The sequence below is a fragment of the Streptomyces sp. NPDC028711 genome (assembly GCF_055565415.1).
Map to the genome: position 1 here is coordinate 74,767 of NZ_JBVHUJ010000015.1, position 13,598 is coordinate 88,364.

Below are 13,598 nucleotides of genomic sequence, written 5' to 3' on the forward strand. Positions count from 1 at the left end.
GGTCGGCCGAGCGGCGGGGCTCCGGGGCGGCGTGCCGCTCCTTCACTCCCTCGCTCCGCAATCCATCCTGTGGCCGAACCCCCGGCCGTCCGGTCCACGGTCCGGCTGCCCTCCTCGCGCACACTGGAGGACGGCCGGGTCAGCCGATCGGCTGATGCCGTCGTGGCCCCTCCGGGCCAGGATGGACTGATATCCCCAGGTCAGAAGGGAAGGAAGGCGGGAACGTGACACGGCCGACGCACACCGGACCCCGGGCGGAGAACGTCACCGTGACGCTCCCGACGGGGACCGACCAGGACCCCGACGCCCCCTGGCTCGCGCGGGTCATGCACATCGCCTTCTTCCTCCTCCTCGGCGCCTCCCTCGCCCGCTTCCTCCTCCGCCACCCCTGGGAGGACCGCAGTCCCTGGATCGTCGCCCTCTCCGGCGCCCTCGCCTCCCTCTACCTCCTCGGCCCCGTCGTCGGCACCCGTGCCGCGCCCCGCCGGATCGCCTGGCTGAGCACGGTCGTCGCGGTCTGGATCCTGCTCGTCGTCCTCGCGCCCAGCTTCGCCTGGTGCGCGGTGCCACTCTTCTACACGGGCCTGCGCACCCTCCCGGCCCGCGCCGCGCTCGGCCTGGTCACGCTGCTCACGGTGTTCGTGGTGTTCGCGCAGGTGCAGCTGGCGCACGGCGGCTGGGACCCGAACCTGATCGTCGCGCCGCCGGCCGTCGCCGCCATCGCCACCGGCGTCTTCGTGTACTCCGACCGGCAGGCGGCCCGCCAGCGGGCCCTCATCGACGACCTGATCCGCACCCGGCGCGAACTGGCCGCGATCGAGCGCCGCGAGGGCACGCTCGCCGAGCGCCAGCGGCTCTCCATGGAGATCCACGACAGCCTGGCGCAGGGCCTGTCGAGCCAGCAGATGCTGCTCCAGGCGGCCGACCGCACCTGGGACAGCGACCCGGCGACCGCCCGCCGTCACGTCCGTACCGCCGAGTCCATCGCCGAACGGAACCTCGCCGAGGCCCGCCGTTTCGTGCACGACCTCGCGCCCGCCGACCTCGCCGAGGGCGGCGGCCTCGAAGAGGCCCTGCGCGGCCTCGCCACCCGCGAGTCGGCGGCCTTCCGCGTCGACGGGGCGGCGGTGCCGCTGCCCGAACGGGTGCAGTCGGCGCTCCTCCGCATCGCGCAGGGCGCCCTCGCCAACATCCGCGAGCACGCCGCCGCCGACTCCGCCGCCCTGACCCTGACGTACCTCGACGACCAGGTGGTCCTGGACATCGCCGACGACGGCCGCGGCTTCGACCCGGTCGAGAAGCCCGGCGGGGTGCGCGGCCACGGACTGCCCGCGATGCGGGTGCGCGCCCAGCAGCTCGGCGGCACCCTGACCGTCGAGTCCGCCCCGGGCGAGGGCACGGTGCTCTCGGCCGCGATCCCGCTCTCCCTGGAGTCGTGATGTCCGTACGGATCCTGCTCTGCGACGACCACGTCGTCGTCCGCGCCGGCCTGCTCGCCCTCCTCGGCAGCACCCCCGACATCGAGGTGGTCGGCGAGGCGGGCAGCGGTGAGGAGGCCGGCGCCATGGCGGCGAAGCTGAAGCCCGACGTCGTCCTGATGGACCTCCAGCTCGGGGCGGGCATCGACGGCGTCGAGGCGACCCGCAGGATCGCGCCCACCGGCGTCCACGTCCTCGTCCTCACCACGTACGACACGGACGCCGACATCACCCGGGCGATCGAGGCGGGCGCCACCGGCTACCTCCTGAAGGCCGAGCGGCCCGAGGAGCTGTTCGCCGCCATCCACGCGGCCGCGCAGGGCCGCACCGCCCTCTCGCCGCCGGTCGCCAGCCGGGTCATGGACCGGATGCGGGGCGCGGCCGGGCCGAGCCTCACGGACCGGGAGCGGGACATCCTCGGCCAGCTCGGACGGGGCCTCGGCAACCGCGAGATCGCCCGGGCCCTGTTCATCAGCGAGGCGACGGTGAAGACGCACCTCGGCCGCATCTACGCGAAGCTCGGCGTCGACACGCGCGCGGGCGCGGTCGCGGTCGCCAAGGAGCGCCGACTGCTGCCCTAGGGCCTGTCTGACAGGCCCTGGAGGGTGTCCTGTCGATCAGGCCGGGCTCGCGCGGCCGCCCGCTGCTACTGTGCGCTACTGCCTGACCGCACGGTGTCATGCAAACGGTTCTCAGTGGGAGCGCACGTGAAGCTCGCGATCGTCGGCGGCGGACCCGCCGGCCTCTACCTCTCCATCCTGCTGAAGCGGCAGGACCCGGCCCACGACATCACCGTGTACGAGCGGAACCCCGCGGGCTCCACGTACGGCTGGGGCGTGACCTACTGGGCCGGGCTCCTCGACAAGCTGCGCGCGGGCGACCCCGAGTCCGCGGCGGCGGTCGCCGAGGCCTCCGTCACCTGGACCGACGGGGTCGCCATCGTCCGCGACGAGCGGACCGTCCACCGCGGCGACGCCGGCTTCGGCATCGGGCGGCGGCGGATGCTCGCGCTGCTCGCCGACCGGGCCGTGGAACTCGGCGTACGGGTCGAGTTCGAGCACGACATCCCCGGCGCGGACGCGCCCGAACTGGCCGGCGCGGACCTGGTCGTCGCCGCCGACGGCGTCCACAGCGTCCTCCGCGAGGCGCACGCCGGCCACTTCGGCAGCGAGTTCACCGGCGGCCGCAACCCGTACATCTGGCTCGGCACCACCAAGGTCTTCGACTCCTTCAGCTTCGCCTTCAAGGAGACCGAGCACGGCTGGATCTGGTGCTACGCCTACGGGTTCAGCGGCGAGCGCTCCACCTGTGTCGTCGAGTGCTCCCCCGAGACCTGGACGGGCCTCGGCCTCGACACGCGCGGCGAGGCCGACAGCCTGCGCCTCCTGGAGAAGCTGTTCCACGACCTCCTCGACGGCCACGAGCTCATCGGACGCGCGCAGACCGACGACACCGCCCGGTGGCTCACCTTCCGCACCCTCACCAACCGCGTCTGGCACCGCGGCAACCTCGTCCTCCTCGGCGACGCCGCCCACACCACCCACTACTCGATCGGCGCGGGCACCACCCTGGCCCTGGAGGACGCGCTCGCCCTCGCGGACGCCCTGCGCTCCTCCGCCGACCTCGACACGGCCCTCACCACGTACGGGAAGCGGCGCCGCGCCGAACTCGTCTCCGCGCAGAGCGCGGCCCGCTACAGCGCCCAGTGGTACGAGAACCTCCCCCGCTACATGGCCCTGGAGCCGGCCATGATGTTCGCGCTCCTCGGCCAGCGCCACTCGCCGCTGCTCCCCCACGTCCCGCCGCAGCTGTACTACCGGATCGACCGCGCCGCCGAACAGCTGGAGCCACTGCGCCGCCTCAAGCGCTGGCTGGGCCCCCGGGTCGCCCGCGCGGTCCACGGCCGCCGCTGAACCGGGGGACGCACAGGTCCGCGGCCGCTGGTCCCCCCTCCCGCCGCGCTCACACGTCCCTGCGGTGGACCGCGACGAGGGCCACCGCCACCGCGCCGAGCGACCAGAGCGCGTACACCGTCCACGCCCCGCCCGTCGTCCACGGGTGGTCGACCGGCACCGGCGAGTCCCCCACCTCCGTCAGCCGTTTCCACGCGCCCTGCGGCAGGGCGTGCAGAAAGGTCGCCGACCAGCGGCTGCGGCCGTCGACGAGCGCGGGCAGCAGGAGCAGGACACCGGTCAGGGCGACGATCGTCGTCGCCGTGTGCCGGAGCAGTGCCCCGAGGCCGAAGCCGACGAGCGCGCACACGGGCGCGAGCAGCGCGGAGGCGGCGACGGCCGCCGCCGCACCCGGGTAGCCGATCGACATGCCCACGTCCCGGCCGGACAGCACCGCCTGGGTGGCGGCGAAGGACACCCCGGCGACGAGAGCCCCGTACACGAGCATGACGCCCGCGAGGACCAGCGTCTTCGCCGCCGTCACGGCCCGCCGGTCGGGGACGGCGGCGAAGGTCGTACGGATCTGCCCGGTGCCGTACTCGCCGACGATCACGAGCGCGCCGACGGCACCGGTCGTGAGCATGAACACCATGGCCCCGCCGAGCGTGAAGGCGTCCCGCATCGCCCAGATGGGGACGAAGAGTTCGCGGATGCCCTCGGAGTAGTGCGGGTAGTTCCGGTGGTCGGCGAAGGCCGCGTTGAGGTTGATGCCGAGGACGGCGACCGCGCCGACGCCGAACGCCCAGGGCGTGGAGCGCAGCGACCACAGCTTCATCCACTCGCCGGCGAGGAGATCACGGAAGCGGGCGTTCACCGGTTTCCGCCCTTCTTCTGGTACTCGACGCTGTCGGCGGTCAGTTCCATGAACGCGTCCTCCAAGGACGAGCCCCGCGAGGCGAGTTCGGCGAGCGGGGTGCCGTGCCGGAAGGCGAGCACCCCGATCCGGTCCGCCGCCATCCCGGTCACGGTGAACGACCCGTCCCTCTCCTCCGGGGACTTCACGGCCGCCCCGGCGCGGACCAGGGCGTCGGCGAGACCCGGTCCCGCGGCCGCGTCGGCGGTCCGTACGGTCACACCGCGGCGGGTGCCGCGCGCGGCGAAGTCCGACAGGCTCTCGGCGGCGATCAGCCGGCCCCTGCCGATGACCACGAGGTCGTCGGCGGTGTGCTCCATCTCGCTCATCAGGTGGCTGGAGACGAACACCGTGCGCCCTTCGCCGGCGAGGCGCCGGAACAGCCCCCGCGCCCACAGCACACCCTCCGGGTCCAGGCCGTTGACCGGCTCGTCGAAGAGCAGCACGGGCGGGTCGCCGAGCAGGGCGGCGGCGATCCCGAGCCGCTGCTTCATGCCGAGGGAGTAGCCGCCGATCCGGCGGCGGGCCGCCTCGCCGAGACCCACCTCGTCGAGGACCTCGCCGACGCGGCGGCGCGGGATGCCGTTGGTGCGGGCGAGCGCGGCCAGATGCCCCTCGGCGGTCCGGCCGCCGTGCACGTCGTGCGCGTCGAGCAGCGCCCCGACGTGCCGAAGCCCCCGGGACAGCTCCCGGAACCGCAGCCCACCGACGGTCGCGCTCCCGGAGGTCGGCTCGTTGAGCCCGAGGATCAGTCGCAGGGTCGTGGACTTCCCGGCCCCGTTGGGCCCGAGAAACCCGGTCACCCGCCCGGCCCGGACGGTGAAGCTGAGCCGGTCGACGGCGAGCCGAGCACGACCGGCACGGACGCGGCCGGGCAGAGCCGTACCACCCGGCCTCCTTCCCTCCGCTCCGAAGGAGCCGCCTCGGCCATAACGTTTGGTCAATTCGTGGACTTCGATCACCCGGCCCACGCTGCCGGGACGGCACACCCCCCGGCATCGGCCCGCCGGTCACAAACCAGCAGGTGACGGTGGCCCGCGGGCGTACGCCCGGAGGCCGATGCCCGACCGTCCGTCCCGCGCCTACGCTCGGCGCATGCCCGCCACCACCGACCCGTCGACCACCGGCCCGTCACTCACCCGCCGACCGCCGACCGGCACCCCCGTGGCCACCCGGCCGTCCGGCGGGCGCGCCGCCCCGGTCCTGGCCTGGTGCGCGGCCGCCGCGCACCCCTTCGTCCTCTTCACGGGTGTGCAGGCGGGCCCGTACCGCTCCACGGAGCTGCGGCTCCTCCTCACCGCCGTCGGCGTGGGTCTGCTGCTGCCCCTCGTCCGGCGCAGGCCCGAGGTGGCTCTCGGGCTGCTCCTCGTCGGCCTGTTCGCCGCGTCGACGACCCGTCCGTCCGCCGACCTGCTCTATCTCCCGCTCCTCGCGGCCGACGCCTGCGTCGGGTGGCTGGCGGCCCACCGTCCGCTCAGGGCCGTGCTGCCCGCCGCCATGGTGACGCTCACCGTGCAGATCGGTTCGGCGCTGTACACGACCTCCGGCCAGGACGTCTTCGTCTCCACGGTCGTCGCCCTGACGCTCGCGCTGCTCACCGCCGGGCTGCTCGGTCATTCCTCCCGCGAGCGGCGCACGCACGTGGCGGAGCTGCGCGCCAGGACCGCGGCCGAGGCCGTCACCGCCGAACGGCTGCGGATCGCCCGCGAGCTGCACGACGTGATCGCGCACAGCATCGGCGTCATCGCCATCCAGGCGGGCGTCGGCCGCCGGGTCATCGAGACCCAGCCCGCCGAGGCCCGGAACGCGCTCGCCACCATCGAGACCACCAGCCGCGAGACCCTCGCCGGACTGCGCCGCACCCTGGGCACGCTGCGGGCCTCGGCCCACGACGCCCGGGGGCACGCGCCCGCCCCGCGAGAACCGGCGCCGGGTCTCGCGGACCTGGACCGCCTCACCGCGTCGACGGCGGACGCGGGCGTACGGGTCGAGGTGCGGCGCCTCGGGGACCCCGACCGGTCGCTTCCGCCGGAGGTCGACCTGGCCGCGTACCGGATCGTCCAGGAGTCGCTGACCAACGTCGTACGCCACGCGGGCGCGTCCACCTGCCGGGTGACCGTGGACCGGGGCGAGGACACGCTGCTGATCGAGATCACGGACGACGGCGACGGCAGCGGCAGCGGTGACGGCGACGGCCCTGGGAACTCCCCCGCCGGAACCGGCTACGGGTACGGGTACGGGTACGGGTACGGCATCCTCGGCATGAGCGAGCGGGCGGCACTCCTCGGCGGCCGCTTCTCCGCGGGCCCGCGCCCCGGCGGCGGCTTCCACGTGTCGGCCGAACTGCCGCTCGCGGTCCCGGTGCCCCGCCCGCTCCAGGAAGGAACCCCCGCCTCATGAGCGACCGGGTCCACGTCCTCCTCGTCGACGACCAGCCGCTGGTACGGGCGGGCCTGCGCGTCCTGATGGCGGACAGCCCCGACCTCGCCGTGGTCGGCGAGGCGGGCACGGGTGCCGAGGCGGTACGGCTCGCGCGCGACCTGCGGCCCGACGTGATCGTGATGGACGTGCGGATGCCCGGCATGGACGGCATCGAGGCCACCCGGATCGTCACGGCGGACCCCGAAGCGCCCCGGGTCCTCATCCTCACCACCTTCGACGACGACGAGTACGTGTACGGCGCGCTCCGCTCCGGGGCGAGCGGCTTCCTGGTCAAGGACATGGCCCTGGACGACATCCTCGCGGCGATCCGGGTGGTCGCCGCCGGGGACGCCCTGATCGCGCCGGGCGTGACCCGCCGCCTGATCGAGGAGTTCGCGGCCCGCCCCGAGCCCGGCCCCGCGGCTCTCCCGCCGCGCGCCCTCGCCGGGGTCACCGCGCGGGAGCGGGAGGTACTCGTCCTCGTCGGCCGCGGCCTGTCCAACGGCGAGATCGCGGAACGGCTCCACATCAGCGCCGCCACGGCGAAGGCGCATGTGGCGCGGCTCTTCACCAAGCTGGACGCCCGCGACCGGGTGCAGCTGGTGATCCTCGCGTACGAGGCGGGCCTGGCGCCGTGACACCATCGGTTCCGTGCTCGACATCGGCTACTCCCTCTCCCGTCGCTTCCCCGACCCGCCGCAGACCGACTACCGCCACGCGGACGTCCACGCCCTGCGTCACGACCTGTTCTGCGGGGACGTGTACCTCGCCGACACCAAGACGGACCGCGAGGTGTCCACAGCCTGGGGATGGGTGCCGGTGCTCGACTTCGCCTGGGCCCTGTGCGACATCGTCGAGCAGCTCGACCAGGACCCGCGCGGCAACCGCGCCTCCCAGCCGCAGTACGCGGAGCTCGACTTCACCGAGTCCTCGGACCGCATGCTCTTCGAGCGCCGCTTCGGCTGGGTGGACGTCGAGGCCGACTGGATGCCGGGCGACGAACCGCCGCTCACCTTCAACCACAAGGTGCTGCGCCGCGAGGCCCGCGACTTCCTGCACGACCTGATCGCCGACCTCACGGACATGCACGAGGGCCTCGCCGACAACCCGGCCATCTGGTCCCTCCAGGCCCGCTTCCCCCGCCTGCCGTAAGGGCGCGTCCGACGGAACCGGGCCCGAGCGGGCCACGGCGAGGCCCCGCACCGCACACGCCGCCCCCCGCCCCGGCCGATGCCCCGCCGGACAGACCCGAGGCCCCGCCCCACCCGTCACTCCCCCACCGTCACTCCTCCACCCGCACCCCCAGCCGCGCCGCGAGCACCGGCGCCAGGTCGAGGAGCTGCGCCGTCGAGATCACGGCCCCCGCCAGCGACTCGACCCCCCGCTCGATCTCCAGGCGCTGCACCCCCCGCAGGTCCACGTCCTTGAGCCGCGCCCCGGTGAAGTCGACCCCCGTCAGGACGCAGTCCACGAACTCCACCCGTTCGAGCACCGCGCCCCCGAAGTCCGGCTCGCTCAGCACGCACCCCTCGAACACGACGTCCTTCAGCTTCGCCGCCCGCAGGTTCAGATAGTCGCTCTTGCCTCCCCGCACCACGACTCTCTCCAGAACCGCCCCGTGCAGCTGCGTCCCGCCGAGCCGCGCGTCCACGACCTCCACGTCCCGCAGCTGCGCCCCCGCCAGGACCGTCCCCACCCCCCGTACGCCCGTCAGCACCGAGTCCAGGAACCGGGCCCCCGACAGCCGCGTCTCGTCGAGCCGGCAGTCGCTCAGCGCGCAGTCGAGGAACCGCGCCCCCTCCCCCGACTGCCCCGTCAGGTCGAGCCCCGCCAGTTCGAACCCGTCGTAGTCCCCGTCCGCCTCAAGCCCGCCCTCGTACGCCTCCAGAGGAGGAAGCCGCACCTCCGGCCGCCGCGCCCCCGCCACCGCCGCCTTCTTCGTCCCGTTCCGATTCCGCGTCGTCGCCATGACCCCCATCGTGACGTACGCCACTGACAACGCCCCCGATGTCACGAACAAGGCCCCGCCGCCCGTCGCACCTCAGCATCCGAGACGAGGGAGACGGACATGCGGAAGCTCACCATCATCGGCGGCGGCTTCGCCGGACTGACCGCGGCCATCACCGCCGCCGAAGCCGGCACCAGGGTCACCCTGCACGAGGCCCACCGGACTCCGGGCGGCCGCGCCCGCACGGCGGAGGGCCCGTACCGCACCAACGAGGGCCCGCACGCGATCTACAGCGGCGGCCCCCACTGGACCTGGCTCAAGCAGCGCGGTCTCCTCGGCCCGCTCGCCCCGCTGCCCGCCGCCGAGGGCCTCCGGTTCCGCTTCCACCGCGCCGGCGCCCTGCGCCGCACCCCGCCGCTCGGCATGCTGCGCCACTCCCTCCGTACCGCCGGAACGGCCCCCGTGGACGTCGACTTCCGCACCTGGGCCACCAGCGTCGCGGGCGAGCGGGTGGCGCGCGAGGCCGCTTCGTACGCCGGGGTCGCGCTCTTCCACCACGACCCCGGCGCGCTCTCCGCCCGCTTCGTGCAGGAACGGCTGCACCGGGCCGCCGCCCTGCCGCCCGAGGCCCACTACGTGCGGGGCGGCTGGGGACAGCTGATCGAGCGGATGCTCGACCGCGCCTGGGAGATGGGCGTACGGATCGAGATGTCGTCGCGCGTCGAAAGCCTCCCGGCCGGCGAGGGACCGGTGATCGTCGCCACCGCACTGCCCGCCGCCGCCCGGCTGCTCGGCGACCCGTCGCTGACCTGGGAGAGCGGCCGCACGGTCCTGCTCGACCTGGCGCTGCGCGGCCGGAAGGGGGACCCGTTCGTGATCTCCGACCTCGACGCGCCCGGCTGGATCGAGCGGTTCACGGCCCAGGACCCCTCGCTCGCCCCGGCCGGACAGCAGCTGATCCAGGCCCAGCTGCCCATCGCCCCGGGCGAGGGCAAGGCGGACGGCATCGCCCACGCCGAACGCCTCCTCGACCTCGGCTTCCCCGGCTGGCGCGAGCGGACGGTGTGGCGGCAGGAGGCCGTGTCCCAGGGACGTACGGGAGCGGTCGACCGGCCCGGCACGACCTGGCGCGACCGCCCGGCCGTCGACCGGGGCGACGGCGTGTATCTGGTGGGGGACCAGGTGGCGGCGCCGGGCGTGCTGTCGGAGGTGTCGTTCACGAGCGCGGTCGAGGCGGTGTCCCTGGCGCTGCGCGCGGAGCACCTCGGCCCCGGCCGCCACCCCCTTGACCTCAAGCGCGCTTGAGGTCAGAGGCTTTCCCCTGCACCACCACTCACGCTCCACCGACGACAGGGGAACCGTCATGCACGCCATCCGCCTCCACGCCTTCGGCCCCGCCGAGAACCTCACGTACGAGGAGACGCCCGACCCCGCACCGGGCCCCGGCCAGGTCCGCGTCCGGGTCGCGGCGGCCGGCGTGCACCTCCTCGACACCGCGCTCCGCCAGGGGATGACCGGCCCCTTCCCGGCGCCCGCCGCGCTCCCCACCATCCCCGGCCGCGAGGTCGCCGGCACCGTCGACGCCCTCGGCGAGGGCACCGACCCGGCGTGGCTCGGCCGCCGGGTCGTCGCCCACCTCGGCATGGCGCCCGGCGGATACGCCGAACTCGCCGTCACCGACGCCGCCCGCCTCCACGCCCTGCCCGACCACCTGGGCGAGGCGGAGGCCGTCGCCATGATCGGCACGGGCCGCACCACCCTGGGCATCCTTCAGTTCACCGCACTCGGCCCCGACTCGATCGCGATCGTCCCGGCCGCCGCCGGAGGCATCGGCACCCTGCTCGTGCAGTACGCCAAGAACGCCGGCGCCACCGTCATCGGCCTCGCCGGCGGCCCCGCGAAGGTCGCCCTCGTCCAGGCCAACGGCGCCGATCTCGCCGTCGACTACAAGGAACCCGACTGGGCCGAGAAGGTCCGCGCGTACCTGGGCGGACGCACCGCCACCGTCGTCTTCGACTCGGTCGGCGGCGACACCGGCCGCACCGCCGTCGGCCTCCTCGGCGAGGGCGGTCAGCACCTCGTCTTCGGCTGGTCCGGCGCGGGTCTCGACGCCGGCGCGCTCACGTACACACCGGAGGAGCTCGCCGCCCGCGGCATCACCTCGGAGTCCGTGCTCGGCCCCGTCATGATCCAGAAGGCGGGCGGCGACGTCCGCAACCTCGAACTCGCCGCCCTGGAGGCGGCGACCACCGGCACCCTCCGCCCGGCGGTCCACCGCTTCCCCCTCGCGGAGGCGGCGGCCGCCCACCGCGCCCTGGAGACCAGGGGCACGACGGGCAAGGTGGTCCTGGTGCCGTGATGCGTGACCCGCGGCGGGTCAGAAGGGGAGTCAGACCCCGACCACGTCCCAGGAGTGCGCCTTGAACTCCTTCAGGAAGTCGGGGTGGTCCTCCCACATCCGGGCGATGGAACGCAGCACGTCCCAGTTCTGTTCGAGCGCCTGGTCCACGACCTGCCGCAGCTCCGGCGCCGACTCCCGCTTCTCCACGAGGCCGTTGACGGCCGCCGCGGCCTGCACGGTGTAGCGCGTGGCACGCAGGGCCCGGGAGGTGTCGTCCATCCCGAACCCGTGGTCACTGCCGTTCGCCGGGTCGAAGAGCGGGGTCAGCCGCGCCTCGATGAAGGCGGTGATCCGCTGGAACCGCTGCTCGATATCCGTAGGCACGCGCGTACCCCTGTCCCTGTCCATGTCCGTATCCATGCGCCCTTCCTACACCCCGCCCCCGCCGAGCTCGGCCAGCGCCCCGTCCGTCAGGCGGTAGACCGTCCACTCGTCCTGCGGGCGGGCGCCGAGGGACTCGTAGAAGGCGATGGACGGCTCGTTCCAGTCGAGTACGGACCACTCCAGACGCTCGTAGCCCCGCTCCACGCAGATCCGGGCCAGTTCGCGCAGCAGCGCCTTGCCGTGACCGCCGCCCCGGGCCTCCGGACGGACGTACAGGTCCTCCAGGTAGATGCCGTGCACCCCGCGCCACGTCGAGAAGTTGAGGAACCAGAGCGCGAAGCCGACGGCCTCGCCGGTCTCGTCCGTGGCGAGGTGCGCGAAGGCGGCGGGCCGCTCGCCGAAGAGGGCCTCGTGGAGCTGCTCGGGGGTCGTACGGACCTCGTCGAGGGCCTTCTCGTACTCCGCGAGGTCGCGGATCAGGGCGTGGATGACGGGGACGTCGGCGGGAGTGGCTGTACGGATCATGGGCCCCAGCCTGCCGGGGAGGACCCCTTCCTGGGAAGCGAAATCCGCCGCACCGACCATCCCCTCCCCTGAGGCGGCCGGCTTCATGACCTGCCCTTCAGCAGGATCCGGACGACCGCCGTCCGCTCCTCGTCGAGAAGCTGCGTCTTCAGCGCGGCGGGAGTGCCGTCCGCGACCCCCAGCTCCCCGGGCACATGAACCATCCTCCGAGCCCAGGGGGCCGTATCCAGGGGAGCGAGGCCCCGGGTAACGTCCCGCCCACGCACCCGGAAGAGGGATACACATGAGTACGGTCAACGGCGGCATCTCGTTCTGGTACGCGCAGGACGGCGCTCCCGCTCCCCGCGAACCGCTCCCCGGCGACACCACCGCCGACGTCTGCGTCGTCGGCGGCGGCTACACCGGCCTGTGGACCGCCTACTACCTCAAGAAGGCCGTCCCCTTCCTCAACATCACCGTCCTGGAGGCGAAGTTCTGCGGGTACGGCGCCTCCGGGCGCAACGGCGGCTGGCTCTACAACGGCATCGCCGGACGCGACCGCTACGCGAAGCTGCACGGCCACGAGGCCGCCGTCCGCCTCCAGCAGGCCATGAACGCCACCGTCGGCGAGGTCGTCGACGTCTGCGAGCAGGAGAAGATAGACGCCGACATCCACCGGGGCGGCGTCCTCGAAGTGGCCCTCTCCCCCGCGCAGCTGGCCCGCCTGAAGGACTTCCACGCCACCGAGATCGCCTTCGGCGAGACCGACCGCGCCCTGTACGGGGCCCGCGAGACCTCCGACCGCATCCGCGTCACCGGCGCCGTCGGCTCCTCCTGGACCCCGCACGGCGCCCGCCTGCACCCCGTGAAGCTGGTCAAGGGCCTCGCGGCCGCGGTGGAGGCGCTCGGCGTCACGATCCACGAGTCGACGCCGGTCACCGAGATCAAGCCGAAGCACGCCGTCACCCCGTACGGCACGGTCCGCGCCCCGTACGTGCTGCGCTGCACCGAGGGCTTCACCGCCTCCCTCGCGGGCCAGCGCCGCACCTGGCTCCCCATGAACTCCTCGATGATCGCCACCGAGCCGCTTGACGACGCCCAGTGGGAGTCCATCGGCTGGGACGGCCGGGAGACCCTCGGCGACATGGCCCACGCGTACATGTACGCCCAGCGGACCGCCGACGGCCGGATTGCGCTCGGCGGCCGGGGGGTCCCGTACCGCTTCGGCTCGAAGACGGACAACGACGGCCGCACCCAGCCGCAGACGATCGACGCCCTCCGCGACATCCTGGTCCGCTTCTTCCCGCAGCTGGCGGGGGTACGGGTGGACCACGCCTGGTCCGGTGTCCTCGGCGTCCCGCGCGACTGGTGCGCCACGGTCACCCTGGACCGCTCGACGGGCCTCGGCTGGGCGGGCGGCTACGTCGGCTCGGGCGTCGCCACGGCCAACCTCGCGGCCCGCACCCTGCGCGACCTCATCAAGGAGGACTCGGGACAGTCGGGCCCCACCGACCTCACGGCCCTCCCATGGGTGAACCACAGGGTCCGCAAGTGGGAACCGGAGCCGCTGCGCTGGCTCGGGGTCCAGACGATGTACGCGGCGTTCAGGGGAGCGGACCACCGCGAGTCGACGGGCCACACGGCGGCGACGGACCGGGTGGCGGTCATGGCGAACCGCCTGAGCGGCCGCTGACGGGGGGCGGGGGAGGGCGCGAGA

14 protein-coding genes are annotated in these 13,598 nt (G+C 73.9%); 9 read left to right on the forward strand and 5 right to left on the reverse strand.

Features of this window, described 5'->3' with window-relative positions:
- Positions 1-326: 326 nt before the first annotated feature.
- From ACZ4VK_RS34320 to ACZ4VK_RS34330, 3 genes are all read left to right on the forward strand, one after another.
- Positions 327-1,439: a sensor histidine kinase gene (locus tag ACZ4VK_RS34320; RefSeq protein WP_468361241.1), complete on the forward strand. Its 1,113-nt coding sequence runs from the start codon at positions 327-329 to the stop codon at positions 1,437-1,439.
- Complete coding sequence (locus ACZ4VK_RS34325; RefSeq protein ID WP_468361082.1) at positions 1,439-2,059, forward strand: response regulator; 621 nt, start codon at positions 1,439-1,441, stop codon at positions 2,057-2,059. Before ACZ4VK_RS34320 ends, ACZ4VK_RS34325 begins: the two co-directional genes overlap by 1 nt.
- 126 nt (positions 2,060-2,185) lie before the next feature.
- Complete coding sequence (locus ACZ4VK_RS34330) at positions 2,186-3,391, forward strand: FAD-dependent monooxygenase (RefSeq protein ID WP_468361085.1); 1,206 nt, start codon at positions 2,186-2,188, stop codon at positions 3,389-3,391.
- Positions 3,392-3,440: 49 nt separating this feature from the next.
- Here the strand turns inward: ACZ4VK_RS34330 and ACZ4VK_RS34335 are convergent, their stop codons facing one another.
- A complete protein-coding gene (locus ACZ4VK_RS34335; RefSeq protein ID WP_468361088.1) occupies positions 3,441-4,244 on the reverse strand; it encodes an ABC transporter permease in 804 nt (267 codons plus the stop codon).
- Positions 4,241-5,245 (reverse strand): ABC transporter ATP-binding protein, encoded by a 1,005-nt coding sequence (locus ACZ4VK_RS34340; RefSeq protein ID WP_468361091.1) that lies wholly within the window; start codon positions 5,243-5,245, stop codon positions 4,241-4,243. Before ACZ4VK_RS34340 ends, ACZ4VK_RS34335 begins: the two co-directional genes overlap by 4 nt.
- A 133-nt stretch (positions 5,246-5,378) precedes the next feature.
- Here ACZ4VK_RS34340 and ACZ4VK_RS34345 point away from each other — a divergent pair, with 133 nt between their 5' ends.
- From ACZ4VK_RS34345 to ACZ4VK_RS34355, 3 genes are read left to right on the forward strand one after another with little or no spacing between them, the layout of a single operon-like run.
- Entirely contained in the window at positions 5,379-6,683 is a 1,305-nt protein-coding gene (locus ACZ4VK_RS34345) for a sensor histidine kinase (RefSeq protein WP_468361094.1), read from the forward strand.
- Complete coding sequence (locus tag ACZ4VK_RS34350; protein ID WP_468361097.1) at positions 6,680-7,342, forward strand: response regulator; 663 nt, start codon at positions 6,680-6,682, stop codon at positions 7,340-7,342. The genes ACZ4VK_RS34345 and ACZ4VK_RS34350 overlap by 4 nt, the downstream gene beginning before the upstream one ends.
- 13 nt (positions 7,343-7,355) lie before the next feature.
- Positions 7,356-7,856, forward strand: a complete 501-nt coding sequence (locus ACZ4VK_RS34355) for a hypothetical protein (RefSeq protein WP_468361100.1) — start codon at positions 7,356-7,358, stop codon at positions 7,854-7,856.
- A gap of 130 nt (positions 7,857-7,986) precedes the next feature.
- On the opposite strand, the gene ACZ4VK_RS34360 is transcribed toward ACZ4VK_RS34355, so the two are convergent.
- On the reverse strand, positions 7,987-8,673 hold the full coding sequence (locus ACZ4VK_RS34360; protein WP_468361103.1) for a pentapeptide repeat-containing protein: 687 nt from the start codon (positions 8,671-8,673) through the stop codon (positions 7,987-7,989).
- Positions 8,674-8,772: 99 nt separating this feature from the next.
- On the opposite strand from ACZ4VK_RS34360, the gene ACZ4VK_RS34365 reads away from it, so the two are divergent.
- Entirely contained in the window at positions 8,773-9,957 is a 1,185-nt protein-coding gene (locus ACZ4VK_RS34365) for an NAD(P)-binding protein (RefSeq protein WP_468361106.1), read from the forward strand.
- 58 nt (positions 9,958-10,015) lie between these two features.
- The gene (locus ACZ4VK_RS34370) at positions 10,016-11,011 is read left to right on the forward strand and encodes a zinc-binding dehydrogenase (RefSeq protein WP_468361109.1); all 996 of its coding nucleotides are present in this window, start codon (positions 10,016-10,018) and stop codon (positions 11,009-11,011) included.
- Positions 11,012-11,041: 30 nt separating this feature from the next.
- Here ACZ4VK_RS34370 and ACZ4VK_RS34375 read toward each other — a convergent pair whose 3' ends face one another.
- A complete protein-coding gene (locus tag ACZ4VK_RS34375) occupies positions 11,042-11,377 on the reverse strand; it encodes a hypothetical protein (protein WP_468361112.1) in 336 nt (111 codons plus the stop codon).
- A gap of 45 nt (positions 11,378-11,422) precedes the next feature.
- Positions 11,423-11,902 carry a GNAT family N-acetyltransferase gene (locus ACZ4VK_RS34380; protein ID WP_468361115.1) on the reverse strand — a complete coding sequence of 160 codons (480 nt, stop codon included), beginning with the start codon at positions 11,900-11,902 and terminating at the stop codon, positions 11,423-11,425.
- 283 nt (positions 11,903-12,185) lie between these two features.
- Here ACZ4VK_RS34380 and ACZ4VK_RS34385 point away from each other — a divergent pair, with 283 nt between their 5' ends.
- A complete protein-coding gene (locus ACZ4VK_RS34385) occupies positions 12,186-13,574 on the forward strand; it encodes an NAD(P)/FAD-dependent oxidoreductase (RefSeq protein WP_468361118.1) in 1,389 nt (462 codons plus the stop codon).
- Positions 13,575-13,598 lie beyond the last annotated feature (24 nt).